Consider the following 16,290-nt stretch of genomic DNA (forward strand, 5'->3'; position numbering starts at 1 on the left):
AATATCCTTCTTACATTTTATAAAGTATAAAGCCCAGAAAAAATATTGAAAGGCCACAAATAAATGAAAATGCAATATCTTTAAAAATTGTGCTTTTACTCATAGTTAATGTTAGAAGACATGACATTCCAACAATAAAAAAGAATGTATAAGCCCTGAAAGATAATGCATCCATATAGTAGGCTACATATAAAACCGGAATATAAAATAGAATAGTTAGATTTCTTTTCTCTTTATAGTTTATTGAAACTGCCATAATATTATTTTTTACCAGGATGCTACCCAACAAGACCAGGCAAGGTTATACCCAAAAGCTGGATTAATTACAGTGGCAATGATGGCTCCATTCCAGCAATCTTTAGGACTTCCACCCTTTACGGACTCCATTCTATGATTTTCTAGTTTTTTCATAATAAAAGCAATTACATAGAATACAGATAACAACCAAGTGCCCAAATTGAAGCTCCTACAGCAACTGCAGGAATAAAAGCACCAACTCCACCAGCAGCAATAGCTGCTATATTACACTGATGAATATTTCCACCTTGCAAATTTTCCATTTGCGATACATTTAATTTTTTCATTTTTTGAATTTTTATAATTACAATTTTTTTTTTTGCTACTTAATCCCTAGCAAGGAGTTCAGGTTTTCTATCGGCTCTATAATGCGCACTTACAGATCCTGTAGAAAACTATTTCAACGTTGAACAATCGAAATTAGAAATAAATATATCTTAACCGGGTGAAAAAACATGTATTCTTATTGTAATTTGTTATACAATATTGAGGTCTTTTGAGACATTAAAAACCTTACTTTTTATCAAAGTCCCAAAAATTAATAAGATAATATGTTGAGGGGGATTTTTTTCAAAAAATAAAAAGAGAAATGGTTAATGTGCAAAATTATTTTCTTGTGTACAAATACATTTTTGTATGGAAAATAGTGGGAGATAAGGGAGATTTAAATAAAATACCCTGAAGAAATTTTCTCCAGGGTAGTATTTTGTACACATTTATTTTTATTTCAAAAGCTGATTAAAAGTATCACCTTGTCTGATATCACCAGTGTTATATCCTTTCATAAACCATTCTTTACGTTGAGCTGATGACCCGTGTGTAAAGCTTTCCTGGTTTACATATCCTTGCCCTCTTCTTTGGATATTGTCATCACCTACGGCTTCTGCCGCATCTATTGCAGACTGAATATCTCCCGGTTCCAGAATTTTTTTAGTTTCATCCGTACGTTTAGCCCAGACTCCGGCATAAAAATCTGCCTGTAGTTCTGTAGCTACAGATACTCTGTTCATTTCTGCTTCAGAGTACCTTCCGCTTCTTCTCAGGGCATCTACTTTTTGAGTGGTTCCCAACAGAGTCTGTACGTGATGTCCCATTTCATGAGCAAGAACATAGGCTACTGTAAATTCAGTTACTTTTGCCCCGAACCTTTGCTGGAGTTCACCGAAAAATTCCATGTCCATATAGATTTTCTGGTCTGCAGGGCAATAAAAAGGTCCCATGGCAGATTGTGCAGTACCACATCCGGAGCTGGTAGTGTTTTCGAAAAGCACAATTCTGGGTTCAGTAAAATTCATGCCATTTTCTTTGAAAATCTGACTCCAGGTTTGGGTATTCCAGCCAGACATCATATCAACCATTTCCCCGATCTTTTTTTCCTGTGTGGTAAGCTCTCTTCTTTCTCCTGTATTTTCTGAAGGCTGTATGCTGCCGGAATTCAATATACCGGAAGGATCTCCTCCTAAAAAGAAAACAATAGCTGCTATAATTAAAGTTCCGAGTCCTCCACCAACAATCATACCGCCACTTCCGCCTCCGGAGCCACGGCGATCATCAACGTTTCCGCCTCTGTCGTCTGTCCATCTCATAATAAATCTTTTTTGTGTTCGTAAATTTATAAAATTAAACCTTACGATAATTAAAATGTTAAGACGGGAAGATTTTTATACGGGTAATTATTAAACTTTTAAATTAGTTCCTTTATACATTCATTACTCTTTTTTGAAGCCTTATCCTGCTAATTGTTATAAATAGAGTATAATGCCAGTTATACTTCCGGAGAAACAGCAATTGCAGGAGACTCGACTCTCTTTATATATCTGCAAAGAATAATTTTGAAATATTTTGCTGCTAATTTATGTTATTGGTAACCTTAAGTGTTCGGGGCTTTACTCCCAAAAATAAAAAAAGAGGATGCAAAGATCCTCTTATGTATAAATGAATACTTCATATGTTAAAGTATCTAAACCGTTTTTACCTGTTCAGTTGTTTGGTTTTCAGCCAATAAGAAGTTGACTGGTACGCTGAAATAGCATCATCTATTAGTTTCTGATCCGGGTTTTTCAACAGCTTCTCATCATAATAGAGCTTAAATTCCGGAGCAAGATCACTTTTTTCTAAATCCAGAGAGTATTGTTTGGCTTTCTTCACCGGAGAAATGATGGTCAGGCGATTGTTCTTCACAAAACCAAGATCCTGATAGGTGGCAATGTAGGCCTTAGGCTGAAATTCTGGTTTGAAAACATCCTGACCTAAGAATTTAGATTGATAGCTAAAATTAAGTAATCCAAAAAGGGTAGGCATCACGTCAATCTGAGACATCAGGGTATCAAACTTCTGCGGCTGGATAAACCCTTCTGAAAAGATCATTGCAGGGATTCTGTACTTATCCATTGGAAGTTCCGTTTTTCCGGCGCTGGAAGCACAATGGTCTGCAATAATCACAAAGACCGTATTTTTATACCAATCCTGCTTTTTCGCCATATCAAAAAACAATTTCAGAGAATAATCTGTATATTTTACACCGCCTTCACGGGATTTTGAAGTTCCCGGAATGTCAATTCTTCCATCAGGGTAAGTGAAAGGCCTGTGGTTGGAAACCGTCATCCAGTGGTTGAAGAAAGGTTTCCCTGATTTTGCTTCAGCATTCATCACCTGAATAGCTTTTCTGGCCATATCTTCATCTGCAACACCCCATACATTGGCAAAGGTAATTTCTTCCGGCTTAAAATTGTTTCTGTCTACAATATCATATCCGTTCCCGCCGAAAAAGTCCTGCATATTATCAAAATAGCTGTATCCGCCATACAGGAATTTTACATCATATCCTTTTGACTTGAATACATTTCCTGTAGTGAATTTGTTTTTATTATCATTTCTTTTGATGATACTTTCTCCGGCAGTAGGAGGAATACATAGGGTTAAAGCTTCCAGGCCGCGTACAGTTCTGTTTCCTGTCGCATAAAGATTAGTAAACATCAGTGATTTATCTGCAAGGCTATCCAGAAATGGGGTAATCTCCTGGGTATTCCCATAATGTTCAAGGAAATCTGCAGAAAGACTCTCTATAGATATCAGCACTACATTTTTTTTGAGTTCCGGCTGCTCTGCTACAATATTTCTTGATAAAGTATGCTGCGGGTATTGGCTTAAGAAGTTTTTCTCTGCCTGTTTCTGGTCCAGTTGCGAATAAAACTGGAAATAATCAAGCTCATTATGGGTAAAAGCCCAGTAAAACTTAGGAAGTCCATTGGCCTCAATTTCATCAGCAAAAACATTGTCTGATTTGATTTGCATTAATGATGGAAGAGTAAGTAGGCTAATGGCGCAAAGTACAGCGAAAGAACCCAGTAAGATCAGTTTCTGTTTGAAGTTAGGAAGCTCCAGTAATTCATCTTTTGTTTTTTTATAGATAAACCAGGTGATGGTTAATGTAACAAGCATTATACCTGAAAATAAAGGAATAACAGGATAACTTTCCATGATATTTCCAATCACTTCATTCGTGTATATTAAATAATCTACGGCAATAAAATTATAACGTACCCCAAATTCATTATAGAAGAAATATTCACTTACTCCATTGAAAATGATAAGCAGCACATAAAGCAATAAGGTAATAAAGTATAAAACATTCCGGATCTTTATTCTCTGGGTTGGAAGGAAAAGCATTAAACCAAACAGGAATGCCTTTACCCCTACAAAAGAAAGGGCTATTTCTGTTACAGAGCCTCCGTATTGCTTAAAGATATTATTGGGAATAAGCCAGATGTACAGGAAAAATGTAACCAATACGCCGAAGATAATATATCCGTAAGGCTTTTTATATTTCGAATTGGAAAGGAATAAAAAATAGAGGGCAAGGATGGTACTGGCAAGGATAAAAACAAAAATATCATTGATGAGCCCTACAAACAGTACTTTAATGATCTCAAAAAATCCGAAACTGGCTGTAGTGATGGGGTGAAAAAAGAATACTACCCTTATAATCAAGGAAATAATCAGATAAAAGATTCCTAAGTACAGGAATGGTTTTATTTTTTTTAGAAACATGGATTTATGGTCTATACTATTTTTACAAAGATAGTTGTTGTATACAACTTTTGGATGAAAAAAAGCAAAACCTGATATTTATTAATAAGATTTTAAGAATTGAAAGGTATTATTTAAACGGGCGTTTAATGAATTTTGTCCTGGCTCCTGAATTTTCCAACAAAAAAGGACTATTAAAAATAGTCCTCAGATATTGTTAAAGTTTGTCAACGATTAAGAGTGTCCAAAACCGATGTTTCCTTTTTTATCAGATAATTTCTTTTTGAAATCAATCATTCTTAAGGCAGTTACTGCTGCTTCTACACCTTTGTTTCCCAGGTCTCCGCCACTTCTTGCTATAGATTGCTCTTTAGTATCATCTGTAAGAACACAGAAGATGGTAGGAGTATCTGTCATTATGTTACAGTCTTTGATTCCCTGTGCTACAGCAGAACAAACATAATCGAAGTGAGGGGTTTCCCCACGGATGACGCATCCGATAGAGATCACAGCGTCATATTTTCTCTCTTTGCAAAGCTGCATACTTGCATAGCTTAATTCGAAAGCTCCGGGAACCGGGAAAAGTTTAATATTTTCTGGTTTTACTCCTTCTTTCTCAAGGATTTCCAAAGCTGCATCACGAAGATTGTATGTTACAAAATCATTCCACTCAGAAAAAACAATGCCGATAGAAAAATCTTCGGCATTAGTTATATGAAGTGGCTTGTAATCGGAAAGATTAACTGTTGCCATTTTTTAATAATATTTAGTCATTTCAATGTAAGAATCAGACATTCCGTTGTCGTAATCCTGGTATTTCTCGTCAATCAGAGAGAAGTATTTTTTAGCGTCTGCATTTTTCTTTAATCCCAATGCTACGATACCTGCTTTTCTTGTGAAAAAATAAGTTGTATAAGGGTCATCAGAAACAGAAGCAGCTTTGTCTAATAATGATAAAGCTTCATCATTCTTGTTCAGTCCTGATTTTGCATCCGCCATAGCACCATACTTCATTGCCATCAGGGTTTTATTATCAGAAGAGAATTTATCTAATAGATCGTAAGCTTCCTGGAATTTTCCTTCTTTGAATTTCAATAAACCTGCATTGTAAGCGGATAACTGACCAATGCTTGTTCCTGAATATTCATTAGCTGTACCAATGAAACCAGGGTTGGCTGCAGATTTGCCTCCTAAAGCTTCTTTATCTTTATTTTCAGTTAAGTTCTTCTGAGCAGCTAAGAAACTTTTTACCGCTTCTGCATTTTTAGGGGCAACTACAAATTGCTTATATCCGAAGAACCCTAAAACTCCTAAAACTAAAACTCCAAATACAATACCTAGTGGTTTTGAATATTTTTCAAGAAATCTCTCAGTGTTTAAGGCTTCTCTGTCAAGATCTTTGAAGAACTCAACCGTTTCTTTACCTTCTTGCTCATTCTGAGCATTCTTTCCCAATTTTGCCATAAGTTTTTAAAAATTGAATTGCAAATTTAATTGTTTCTTAGAGATTTACAAAATACTTTTAGAGCATTATTCTGTAAATGTTATCAATTATCAATTGTTAATAAGAAAAATGCCTCGAAAACATAGTTACGAAGCATTAATTTTTTTATTTACTTAGATTAATATTCTAAAATATGGTAAACCTCTGCACCAAATTTCTTTAGTTTTTCGTCTCCATTCAACCCTTTTAATCCAATCAGGAAACTGAATTGAGAAACAGTTGCTCCTTGTTTTTCTACTAATTTAGCAGCGGCTTCTGTGGTTCCTCCTGTTGCTAAAAGATCATCGTGAATTAAAACCCTTTGTCCCGGCTTAATCTGTCCTTCACGGGTTTCGATTGTGGCACTTCCATATTCCAGATCATATTTTTCTGAAATAACAGGCGGCGGAAGTTTTCCTGCTTTTCTAATTAGGATAAAAGGAACTTCCAGTGCAACAGCAATGGCAATTCCGAAAAGATAGCCCCGGCTTTCTATTCCGCATACCGCATCTACTTTTCCTTTACTTTTGGCAGCAAGGTCTGCAATAACGTCTTCATAAAGTTTAGGATCTAAAAAAATAGGTGAAATATCTTTAAACTGAATCCCCGGAATAGGGAAGTCAGGTATGTTTTCAATTGTTTCTTCCAGTCTTTTGATTAATTCTGCTGAAGCCATTTATGGGTTTATTTTATAGCTGGAAATTTTCCAGTCTCCGTTTACATTTTTAAGTCCGAAAGTTACCTTTAATGAAGTTGTCTTTCCGTTTTTATCCGTTACATCATAAGTAGCGTTTACACTGGCTCCGTTTGCATTGGTTGCCGTTGTAGTAATATTCTTAACGCTTACATTTTTTACTGCTCCAAAACCTGAATTAGGGTTTGAGAAAGACTCATAGCTTCCCCAGCTTGGGTTGTTAGAGGCATCATAAGCAGCTTTAAGGTTCTGGGAGCTTACACTGCTCAGGAATTTACTTACTGTATTTTTCGGATCTGCAGTTGGCTGTTTTGGAGCCGTTGGTGTTGCAGGAGCTGCTGTACCAGGTTCTGTTGTGGTAGCTGGATTAGCTGTAGCCGGATTATTCGGGTCTACTACGGCACTTGGCTGTTGTGGTATTGCAGTTGTATCTGTTTTCGGAACAGCAGGAACTTTCAATGCGGCAGCATTTACATCCAGTCCAATTTTAGACATTTTGAATGTTTTTGCTGTTGTTTTTACAGAAACTGTGATGTCAATTTTATTATCTACCACTTTTGAAGCCGGAATGGAAGAGAACTTAAGGTTAAACCCTTTAAAATTATTGTCCTGCATCAGGTTCTTAGCTGTTGAAAGTCTTACTCCATTGCTGAAAACTTCTAAAGTAGCTTCCAGGCCAGCACCGGTAAATGATACAGGGTTTCCAGCTGCATCTACTAATCTTGGAACGATCTGGATTGCAGTTGGCGCACCGCTTCCGTCATCACCCGTGGGCCTTGTTATTAGGGTTAATGCACCTGCTTTCACATCATTTGGATCACTTTCTTTGGCTTTATCATCTCCGAAGATATTCATTTCACCCAATGATGGAGGAGCAGTACTTGCCCATTCAATTCCGTTTTTCTGTGCAACTTCGTCAGCCAAGGCCATGATTTCAGGAACCTTTTTCCCGTTAATCAGTTGCCCCAAAGCTTTTAGCTCGTTCACATCTCCATCAGCTTCCACGCCAAATGTTTTAAGAATATAAAGAGCTTCATTAAACTTAATCTGTTTAATGGTAGGTAAGCTGGAAGTCATATCATTGATACTTGACTGCAGCGTTTTAGTATTCGTAGCATCTACATGATCTTTCTTACATGCTGTAAAAAGCAAGAGACTGAAAACAAGTAGAAAAGAAAACTTTTTCATTTTTATTTGGTTTGTTGCAAATTTACTAAAACCTTTATTAATAGAGGATTTTATTTTTTGTTTTGTTTTTGCGGAGCTCATCTTTGAATTATAAATGAAAATAATATGCATATTTTGAACATAAAAAAAGACTGATTGTTCAAGCAATCAGTCTTTTTAAAGTTTTATTAGAAGTCCTTAGAAAGGATACTCATAAATTTCAGATTCGTGTAAGAAAGGGTTTCCTGTAGGAATCAACTTCAGTTTAGATAAAGCTGAAAGTACAGTAAACATAAATAATCCAACTACGAACAGGATTGCTCCAAGAATTAACAGGAATACTTCAGGTGTGTTCCAGTATGGTCCTACTGTTCCCGGCATTACCATGTTGAAGTAATCCAAAATGTGACCCAAGATAACAACTACTGCCATTGTAGTAACTACTTTGTAGTTTCTCTTGATGCTGCTGCTTACTAATACCAATAGCGGTAATAAGAAGTTGATGATCAACATCGGTAAGAAAGTAGGAGAGTAGTGCTGGAATCTGCCGAAGAAGTAGTTAACCTCTTCCGGAACGTTTGCATACCAGTAAAGCATGAACTGAGCAAACCATGTATATGTCCAAAGCATACTTGTAGCGAAAAGGAAAACTCCTAAATCGTGTAAGTGGTTATCATTGAACTGTGGTAGGAAACCATTTTTCTTAAGGTAAACACTTAATAGAATGATTACAGCAATACCACTTGAAAGGCAGCTAACCATTGAATACCAGATATACATTGTAGAATACCAGTGTGGGTCAATAGACATCAACCAGTCCCAAGCCCAAGCTGCAGAAGCAAATCCGAAGAATGCAATGTAACCTACAGACCATCTGTAAAGCATTTGATACTCTACTTTAGACTTGGTTTCGTCTACTTTCTTAGACTGAGCTTTCAATTTCCAAGCGAAGAAAGAAGCACCAATCACATAGATTAAAGTTCTAACTGCATAGAAAGGAATATTTAAAAACTTTTTCTTTTCGAATAAGATCACATCAAAATGCGGAGAATCCGGTTTTGTCAATTCAGGGTCCATCCAGTGGAATAAGTGCCCGTTGTGTGTGATATTTAAAATCATCAGGATAACAAGGATTGCACCACCGTAAGGGATATAAGAAGCAATAGCTTCCATTACTCTTGTAATGATGATTGGCCATCCTGCGTGTCCAGCATGCTGAATACAATAGAAGAACAATACACAGCAGCTTACTCCAAAGAAAAATACAGCTACAAAATGTAATGATGCTAAAGGCTGATTGTGAACCTGCATTGTAGCGTGCTCAAGGTGAGCCGCGTGATCCTGAGGTCCAACCATTTCACTCGAGTGTGTAGGAGCAGTATGACCAGAAGCATGAACAGCTTCCATCATTTGTTCTATTTTCTCAGTAGAAATTCCTTTGTTCATAAAGAAACCAATACCGAAAAGAACTAAACCTACAACAAGAAGTATTATAGAAGTTGATTTTAATTTTGGTGAAAAACTATACATTTCTTTTCTTATTTTTTAGTTTCGGTAGTCGTTTCAGTTGTTGCTGGTGCCGCCGCTGTAGCTGCTGCCGGTGCTGCTGCTCCTTTTTTGAAAGCACTCATCACATACATTGCTACTCTCCATCTGTCTCCTGCGTTCAATTGTCCCGCATAAGATCCCATGGCATTTCTACCGTTTGTTAATACATAATGAACAGATCCTACAGTAATTTCTCTGTCAGCATAGTTTGGTACTCCGGAGAACGCTCCACTCTGTACGATAGGTCCTTGTCCATCACCTCCTGTTCCGTGACATGCAGCACAAGTGTGGTCGAACAATACTTTTCCTCTTTCAAGATCCTTAGCTGCATTAGCTGGGTTCAGAGGAGAAGTTGTTAGTTTTTTAGAAGCATCATAACCTGCGTTGTACTCGTCAACATTCTTTGGCAATAAGCTTTCTTCAAAAACTCCATCTTTATTTTGAGCAACTGATCCTTCTACCGGAGAAAGACCTGTTGCACCATTATTTTTAACAAAAGCAGGAATTTCATTTTCATGATCTGAATACGCATCCTGAGCCTTCATCAATGGATCATAAGCTACCGGAAAATACATGTCCGGGAAATATACCAGCGGAGTATTCTCCTTTGGTCCGCAAGAGTTAAGTAAAACTGTTGTTAAACCTAAAACTGCTGTAATTCTTAATACATTCTTTTTCATTTTAAGCGTCTTTAACAGTTATTTCTTCAACTCCAGTTTCAATTAGCAACTGCTTTACAGATTCTACATCTTCAGTTACGAATTCCATCATGAATTTATCATCAGTAGTTCTTGGATCCGGGTTCTGAGCTGGAGCTCCTGGATACATTTTGTTTCTAACCAAGAAAGTTAGAGACATCATGTGAGCTGCACAGAATACCATTAATTCGAACATTGGAACTACGAATGCCGGCATGTTGTGTCCCCAGTCAAAAGCTGGTTTACCACCGATATTCTGAGGCCAGTCGTGGTTCATCACGTACCAAGTTAAAGTAGCACCGATAGTAACCCCATAACAAGCATAGATGAAAGCAGCATCAGAAATTCTGGTTTTCTTTAACCCCAAAGCTTTATCTAGTCCGTGAACCGGAAACGGAGTATAAACCTCGTTTATTTTGATTCCTTTATCGTTGAATGCTTTAACGCCGTTCATTAAATCGTCGTCATCAGCATAAAGTCCGTATACAATTTTAGTGGTGCTCATCTCCTTCTTTTGCTTTATAAGTTTCACCTGAGATTTTCAAAATCGATTTTAATTCAGCCTGTGCAATTACAGGGAATGTTCTTGCGTATAATAAGAATAATACAGAGAAGAATCCGATTGTTCCTAAGTATACACCCACATCAATGATTGTTGGCTTAAACATTGTCCATGATCCTGGTAAGTAGTCTCTGGAAAGGTTGATAACGATGATATCAAAACGTTCGAACCACATACCGATGTTGATAATCAATGCAACGATGAACGTCCAGATAATGTTTGTTCTTAGTCTCTTGAACCAGAATGAAGCCGGAATAACAAGGTTACAGATGATTAGTGACCAGAAAGCCCACCAGTAAGGGCCCACTGCAGCACCTGGAGAAAGATAAGTAAAGTCTTCAAATCTAGATCCAGAATACCATCCGATGAAATATTCAGTTGCGTAAGCTACAGTTACCATACCACCTGTTAAGATGATTACGATGTTCATAATTTCGATATGATACATTGTAATATACTCTTCTAAGTGACAAACTTTTCTTGCAACTAACAATAGGGTCTGTACCATTGCAAATCCTGAGAAAATCGCACCAGCAACGAAGTAAGGAGGGTAGATAGTTGAGTGCCATCCTTTAATTACTGAAGTTGCGAAGTCAAAAGATACGGTAGTGTGTACTGAGAATACAAGTGGAGTTGCTAACCCTGCAAGAACTAAAGAAAGTTCTTCGAATCTTTGCCAGTGTTTTGCTTTACCACCCCAACCGAATGCAAGGAATGTATAAATCTTCTTAGTCCAAGGAGTTTTAGCTCTATCTCTGATCATTGCAAAGTCAGGGATCAATCCCATGAACCAGAATACAGTTGATACTGAGAAATACGTAGAGATCGCAAATACGTCCCAAAGTAGAGGAGAGTTAAAGTTCCCCCAAAGAGAACCGAATTGGTTTGGTAAAGGGAAAACCCAGTATCCAACCCAAACTCTACCCATGTGAATTACAGGGAAGATTGCTGCCTGTACAACCGCAAAGATCGTCATTGCCTCTGCAGATCTGTTTACAGACATTCTCCATCTCTGTCTAAATAATAATAATACCGCTGAGATTAGGGTTCCGGCGTGACCAATACCTACCCACCATACGAAGTTGGTAATATCCCAACCCCAGTTAATAGTTCTGTTAAGCCCCCATGATCCAATACCTGTTCCGATAGTATAAGCGATACATCCGAATCCATAGATGAATAGAACTAAGGCTGCATATAATGAAATCCACCATAATTTACCTGCTCTTTCTTCGATAGGTCGTGCAATATCTTCTGTGATATCGTGATAAGTTTTGTGACCAATAATCAGAGGTTCCCTTATCGGAGCTTCGTAATGTCCTGACATTTTTTACCTATTTATTATTTAAACTTTATTTTTCTACTCTGTTTCTTACTTTAGTATGATAGAACACGTTTGGTTTTGTTCCGATCTCTTCAAGTAAATAATATCTTCTGTTAGAGGCATATACCTTTCTAATTGAAGAATCTTTATCATTCATATCTCCAAATGTCATTGCACCAGTAGAACAAGCCTTAGAACAAGCTGTCTGGAATTCTCCATCCTTCACTTTTCTTCCTTCTTTCTTAGCCTCAAGAATAGTATTCTGAGTCATTTGGATACACATTGAACATTTCTCCATTACCCCTCTAGTTCTAACAACTACATCCGGGTTAAGTACCATTCTTCCTAAATCGTTGTTCATGTTGTAGTCGAACTTATCATTTAGGTTATAAGTAAACCAGTTGAAACGTCTTACTTTGTACGGACAGTTGTTTGCACAATATCTGGTACCGATACATCTGTTGTAAGCCATATGGTTTTGACCTTGCTTACCGTGTGAAGTAGCCGCTACCGGACATACAGTTTCACATGGAGCGTGGTTACAGTGCTGACACATTACTGGCTGGAAGATTACATCCGGATTATCAGCAGGGTGGTTCAATGCACCTCCTTCCTTGTTGAATGCAGTACCGTATAATTCTGGTACAGCCATTCCGTCTTTTAATCCTTCATATACTTCTACAGTTTGTCTTGAAGAATAGTAACGGTCAATTCTTAACCAATACATATCTCTGGACATTCTTACTTCTTCTTTACCTACTACAGGAACGTTGTTCTCAGCCTGGCAAGCAATGATACATGCTCCACAACCTGTACAAGAGTTTAAGTCGATAGATAAGTTGAAGTGAGGACCGTCAGTATCATCAAATGCATCCCAAAGGTCAATTTTTCTTGCTGGAAGAGCTCCACTGATGGTGTGGTATTCCAAAGGCTTATTCCATCCTTTGTGCTCGTCATCGAATGGTACGTTGATGAATTCAGCTAAAGGAACTTCCTTCGCGATTTCGTAACGACCCATTAATGTATTCTGAAGCTGGATCCCTGCGAATTCGTGATCTTCTCCTGTTTTCTCAATTTTAACACCGGAAACAACAAGGTTAGAACCATCGAATAAAGGATAAGCATTTACCCCAGTATCAGCAGTTGCTCCTGAGTTTTTCTTACCATAACCAAGCGCAAGACCTACCGATCCTTCTGCCTGACCCGGCTGTACGAATACAGGAACATCTTTTATTGTAACTCCGTTTACAGTAAGGTTTACGATAGAACCATCCAACTGCATTCTTGCGTTAAGATCGTTGTCGATACCAAACTTTTCTGCATCTTTCGGAGAAATTGTAAGGTAGTTATCCCAAGACATTCTTGTGATTGGGTCAGGTAATTCTTGCAACCAAGGGTTGTTTGCCTGAGTACCGTCTCCCATTGAAGTCTTGGTGTATAATACTAATTCTAATTCTGAAGCTTTGAAATTTCCTAATTCAGCAATAGCTTGTGCGGCGTTTCCTCCTGCATAAGATAATGTTGTTGAATTAGTAGAAGGGTTGATACCGTTATATAAAGCTTTGTTGAAAGAAGTACCACCTAAAAGGGAAGCAGAGCTTGCCTTTAAATAATCGTAGTAATTGTTGGCAGCATTGTTTTTACCATTCTTCCAAACCAATAGAGATTCTTCAATCTGTCTTGATTTATAGATCTTCTGGATCGTAGGCTGCATTAATGAATATACTCCTGTCTGTGGTTCGATATCTCCCCAAGACTCTAACCAGTTTGCTACCGGAATAACAGCCTTAGCTGCTTTGTACATTTCATTTTTCTTATCAGCAACAGCAATTACATAAGGAACTTTAGATAAAGACTTTTTGAAGTCTTCTCCTTTTGGATGGGCATAGATAGGATCTACGTTGTTGGTAACTAATACCCCAACTTGTCCACCGTTGATCCATCCCAGGAATTCCTGATATCTTGCACCGTCGAATTCTTTTAGGAAGTTTGCTTTACCAGTGAAAGCTACTGAACCTAATTTTTGGTTGATTAAGTGTGCTAAAACCTGTGCTCCTTTAGAACCGTCAGCAAAAACAACAGCTTTGCTTCCTTTTGCTTTAAGTTCGTTAGCAATTTCAGTAGCAGTCTTATCAGAAGTACCACCCCCTACGATTGCGTTGTAAACTTCAACCAGAGTTTTGTTTACGGCACTTGGCTTTAATCTGTATCTTGAGTCAGCGTTAGCTCCTGTTAATGACATGTTAGATTCCACTTGAATGTGTCTTAACATGTTTGGACCTGGTTTTCTAGCCGCTGCATAAGAAGACTCTAAGCTTGAAGCGTTGTAATCTCCTAAGAAATCAGCCTGGAAAGAAACTACCAATTCAGAACCGTTAAGGTCATAAACAGGTAATGATCTTTGTCCGAATACTTCCTGAGCAGCATCTAGTCCTGCGGAATAAGGATAAGCATCGAAAGTTACCAATTCAGCTGTAGGATATTTAGCTTTGAATTCAGCGAATAACTTTTTGAATGTTGGTGAAGCAAAAGAGTGTGACAATACCACAATCTTTTTGCCTGACGCTTTAGCTTCTTCCAAACCTTTAATAACGAAACTGTCTACTTTGTCGAAAGTCTCATCTTTACCGTCTAGTTTAGGCTGTTTTACTTTATCATTATCATAAAGAGAAAGTACACTTGCCTGAGCTCTTGCGTTAGTTTTACCTAAATCACCACCAGCCGGGTTTGGTTCAATCTTGATTGGTCTACCTTCACGAGTTTTTACTAAAACACTAGCAAAGTCGAACCCATCAAAATATGTTGAAGCGTAATAGTTAGGGATTCCCGGAATAATATCATGTGGTTTTACCACATAAGGAATCGTTTTGATTACCGGAGCTTCGCAGGCAGCTAATGTTACTGCTGCTGTAGAGAATCCTAATAATTTAAGGAAATCTCTTCTTGAAGTACTGGATCCGTTTTTCTCAGCATCTCCAAGGAAATCTTCTACCGGAATTTCTTCCTGAAACTCTTTCTGAGCCAGCTTATTATTTAAAGCCGGATCTTTAAGTTCATGAATACTTCTGAATTGTATTTTGTTTGAAGCCATTTATACTTCTAATTTTTTAGTTATTAATAATGACATTTACCACACTCAAGACCTCCAATTGCATCTACAGTGATTTTACCTCCATCTTGTGGATATTGTTTTTTCAACTTGTCGTGTAGATTCTTGAAGTACTCTTTATTATAACCGTTGTTCATATCAACCTCAGTAGTTCTGTGGCACTCGATACACCATCCCATAGTAAAGTCGTTAGCCATCTGAACAACATTCATTGTATCAATTTTTCCGTGACAAGCTTTACATACAACATCAATTTTGTTGTTAGGGTTCTTTTTGTTGAAAGAATTGATGATCGCTTGTTCACCTGCAATAACGTGCTGAGAGTGGTTGAAGTAAACGAAGTCTGGCATATTGTGGATTCTTGTCCATTCAACCGGCTGTGTTTTTCCTGTGTACTGTTGTTTTGCAGGATCCCAACCTGTTGCTGCATAGATCTTCTGGATTTCTCCGTCATAGAATGCCTTATCTTTTCCTGGCTCAAGGTATTTACCATTGTATTCAGAAATTGTTCTGTGACAGTTCATACAAACGTTCATAGAAGGGATTTCAGATACTTTTCCGTATTTAGCACTAGAGTGACATAACTGACAGTCAATTTTCTGTTCTCCAGCGTGGATTTTGTGTGAGAAGTAGATTGGTTGTTCAGGCTTGTATCCTTTGTAAACACCGATCCACATTAACCAGTTCCAAACTCCGTAAGCGGCAAGGATAGCAAGAATAGCCAGTAACCCTTTACCAATGTAGTGGAACTTCTCGTACATTTCACTGAAAGAACGAACTCTGGTTTCGTTAAGCCCTGATAATTCTTCAGATTGACCTAGTTTTACCAATTGTCTCAGTTTAACCAAAATCCAAACTAATAGACCTGCAATGGCTAAAAGTGAAATAATAACGATGTTTGTTGTGCTTTTGTCTGCAGGAGCTGCCGTAGCTGCATCAGCTGCAGGAGTTGCTTCCGGCTTTTTCTCCTCCGGAGCAGGAGGGTTAGTTGTGAAAGCTAAAATGTCGTCAATATCCTTATCTGTAAGATTTGGAAAGACCTGCATTTCAGTCTTGTTAAACTTTTCAAAAATCTCATTAGCGTATTTATCCCCAGAAGCTCTAAGAGCTTTGTTGTCTTTGATCCACTTGTGAAGCCAATCTTTGTCTACACCACCTTCTGTCTTTACACGTTCTACAACCCCTTTTAATGGTGGTCCTACAACTTGTTTGTCCAGCGCGTGACATGCAGTACAATTCGCTTTGAAAAGTTTCTCTCCGTTTTTAGGATCGCCGTCTTGCCCGTAAAATGAAGCACTGGTTGATAGCAATAAGCCTATTGCGATCAACGTTTTTTTATAATGCTTTCTCCAACTAATCATTTAAATTATCTTATGTTA

Annotated in this window: 15 protein-coding genes; all 15 read right to left on the reverse strand. The window is 37.7% G+C overall.

Annotated features, from left to right (window positions below):
- Positions 1 to 10: 10 nt before the first annotated feature.
- The 15 genes from EG339_RS06200 to EG339_RS06260 all read right to left on the reverse strand — a co-directional run bounded on the left by EG339_RS06200 (position 11) and on the right by EG339_RS06260 (position 16,272).
- Positions 11 to 256, reverse strand: coding sequence for a hypothetical protein (locus tag EG339_RS06200; RefSeq protein ID WP_123869352.1), 246 nt, complete (start codon positions 254 to 256; stop codon positions 11 to 13).
- Positions 257 to 267: 11 nt separating this feature from the next.
- Positions 268 to 411, reverse strand: a complete 144-nt coding sequence (locus tag EG339_RS24175; protein ID WP_164465413.1) for a hypothetical protein — start codon at positions 409 to 411, stop codon at positions 268 to 270.
- A gap of 11 nt (positions 412 to 422) precedes the next feature.
- Complete coding sequence (locus EG339_RS24180) at positions 423 to 584, reverse strand: hypothetical protein (protein ID WP_164465414.1); 162 nt, start codon at positions 582 to 584, stop codon at positions 423 to 425.
- Positions 585 to 1,019: 435 nt separating this feature from the next.
- Entirely contained in the window at positions 1,020 to 1,883 is an 864-nt protein-coding gene (gene ypfJ, locus EG339_RS06205; RefSeq protein WP_123869353.1) for a KPN_02809 family neutral zinc metallopeptidase, read from the reverse strand.
- Between the two features lie 385 nt (positions 1,884 to 2,268).
- Positions 2,269 to 4,347, reverse strand: a complete 2,079-nt coding sequence (locus tag EG339_RS06210; protein ID WP_123869354.1) for an LTA synthase family protein — start codon at positions 4,345 to 4,347, stop codon at positions 2,269 to 2,271.
- Between the two features lie 213 nt (positions 4,348 to 4,560).
- The gene (gene ribH, locus EG339_RS06215; protein ID WP_065400059.1) at positions 4,561 to 5,079 is read right to left on the reverse strand and encodes a 6,7-dimethyl-8-ribityllumazine synthase; all 519 of its coding nucleotides are present in this window, start codon (positions 5,077 to 5,079) and stop codon (positions 4,561 to 4,563) included.
- A gap of 3 nt (positions 5,080 to 5,082) precedes the next feature.
- A complete protein-coding gene (locus EG339_RS06220) occupies positions 5,083 to 5,790 on the reverse strand; it encodes a YfgM family protein (RefSeq protein ID WP_123869355.1) in 708 nt (235 codons plus the stop codon).
- Between the two features lie 158 nt (positions 5,791 to 5,948).
- Positions 5,949 to 6,485 (reverse strand): adenine phosphoribosyltransferase, encoded by a 537-nt coding sequence (locus EG339_RS06225; protein ID WP_123869356.1) that lies wholly within the window; start codon positions 6,483 to 6,485, stop codon positions 5,949 to 5,951.
- On the reverse strand, positions 6,486 to 7,691 hold the full coding sequence (locus tag EG339_RS06230; protein ID WP_123869357.1) for a hypothetical protein: 1,206 nt from the start codon (positions 7,689 to 7,691) through the stop codon (positions 6,486 to 6,488).
- A gap of 177 nt (positions 7,692 to 7,868) precedes the next feature.
- Entirely contained in the window at positions 7,869 to 9,200 is a 1,332-nt protein-coding gene (locus tag EG339_RS06235; RefSeq protein WP_123869358.1) for a quinol:cytochrome C oxidoreductase, read from the reverse strand.
- Between the two features lie 8 nt (positions 9,201 to 9,208).
- Positions 9,209 to 9,898: a c-type cytochrome gene (locus EG339_RS06240; protein ID WP_123869359.1), complete on the reverse strand. Its 690-nt coding sequence runs from the start codon at positions 9,896 to 9,898 to the stop codon at positions 9,209 to 9,211.
- A 1-nt stretch (position 9,899) separates the two neighbouring features.
- Positions 9,900 to 10,421, reverse strand: a complete 522-nt coding sequence (locus EG339_RS06245; RefSeq protein ID WP_047098680.1) for a DUF3341 domain-containing protein — start codon at positions 10,419 to 10,421, stop codon at positions 9,900 to 9,902.
- Positions 10,408 to 11,805, reverse strand: coding sequence for an NrfD/PsrC family molybdoenzyme membrane anchor subunit (gene nrfD, locus EG339_RS06250; protein WP_066690579.1), 1,398 nt, complete (start codon positions 11,803 to 11,805; stop codon positions 10,408 to 10,410). The genes EG339_RS06245 and nrfD overlap by 14 nt, the downstream gene beginning before the upstream one ends.
- A gap of 25 nt (positions 11,806 to 11,830) precedes the next feature.
- Positions 11,831 to 14,893 carry a TAT-variant-translocated molybdopterin oxidoreductase gene (locus tag EG339_RS06255; RefSeq protein ID WP_123869360.1) on the reverse strand — a complete coding sequence of 1,021 codons (3,063 nt, stop codon included), beginning with the start codon at positions 14,891 to 14,893 and terminating at the stop codon, positions 11,831 to 11,833.
- Between the two features lie 23 nt (positions 14,894 to 14,916).
- On the reverse strand, positions 14,917 to 16,272 hold the full coding sequence (locus EG339_RS06260; protein WP_123869361.1) for a c-type cytochrome: 1,356 nt from the start codon (positions 16,270 to 16,272) through the stop codon (positions 14,917 to 14,919).
- Positions 16,273 to 16,290: the final 18 nt, after the last annotated feature.

Source organism: Chryseobacterium bernardetii, assembly GCF_003815975.1.
Classification (GTDB): Bacteria; Bacteroidota; Bacteroidia; order Flavobacteriales; family Weeksellaceae; genus Chryseobacterium; species Chryseobacterium bernardetii.

Excerpts from the sequence above, each read along its gene's own strand:
- EG339_RS06200 (WP_123869352.1), bottom strand. The coding sequence starts at position 256 with ATGGCAGTTTCAATAAACTATAAAGAGAAAAGAAATCTAACTATTCTA.
- EG339_RS24175 (WP_164465413.1), bottom strand. The coding sequence starts at position 411 with ATGAAAAAACTAGAAAATCATAGAATGGAGTCCGTAAAGGGTGGAAGT.
- EG339_RS24180 (WP_164465414.1), bottom strand. The coding sequence starts at position 584 with ATGAAAAAATTAAATGTATCGCAAATGGAAAATTTGCAAGGTGGAAAT.
- ypfJ (WP_123869353.1), bottom strand. The coding sequence starts at position 1,883 with ATGAGATGGACAGACGACAGAGGCGGAAACGTTGATGATCGCCGTGGC.
- EG339_RS06210 (WP_123869354.1), bottom strand. The coding sequence starts at position 4,347 with ATGTTTCTAAAAAAAATAAAACCATTCCTGTACTTAGGAATCTTTTAT.
- ribH (WP_065400059.1), bottom strand. The coding sequence starts at position 5,079 with ATGGCAACAGTTAATCTTTCCGATTACAAGCCACTTCATATAACTAAT.
- EG339_RS06220 (WP_123869355.1), bottom strand. The coding sequence starts at position 5,790 with ATGGCAAAATTGGGAAAGAATGCTCAGAATGAGCAAGAAGGTAAAGAA.
- EG339_RS06225 (WP_123869356.1), bottom strand. The coding sequence starts at position 6,485 with ATGGCTTCAGCAGAATTAATCAAAAGACTGGAAGAAACAATTGAAAAC.
- EG339_RS06230 (WP_123869357.1), bottom strand. The coding sequence starts at position 7,691 with ATGAAAAAGTTTTCTTTTCTACTTGTTTTCAGTCTCTTGCTTTTTACA.
- EG339_RS06235 (WP_123869358.1), bottom strand. The coding sequence starts at position 9,200 with ATGTATAGTTTTTCACCAAAATTAAAATCAACTTCTATAATACTTCTT.
- EG339_RS06240 (WP_123869359.1), bottom strand. The coding sequence starts at position 9,898 with ATGAAAAAGAATGTATTAAGAATTACAGCAGTTTTAGGTTTAACAACA.
- EG339_RS06245 (WP_047098680.1), bottom strand. The coding sequence starts at position 10,421 with ATGAGCACCACTAAAATTGTATACGGACTTTATGCTGATGACGACGAT.
- nrfD (WP_066690579.1), bottom strand. The coding sequence starts at position 11,805 with ATGTCAGGACATTACGAAGCTCCGATAAGGGAACCTCTGATTATTGGT.
- EG339_RS06255 (WP_123869360.1), bottom strand. The coding sequence starts at position 14,893 with ATGGCTTCAAACAAAATACAATTCAGAAGTATTCATGAACTTAAAGAT.
- EG339_RS06260 (WP_123869361.1), bottom strand. The coding sequence starts at position 16,272 with ATGATTAGTTGGAGAAAGCATTATAAAAAAACGTTGATCGCAATAGGC.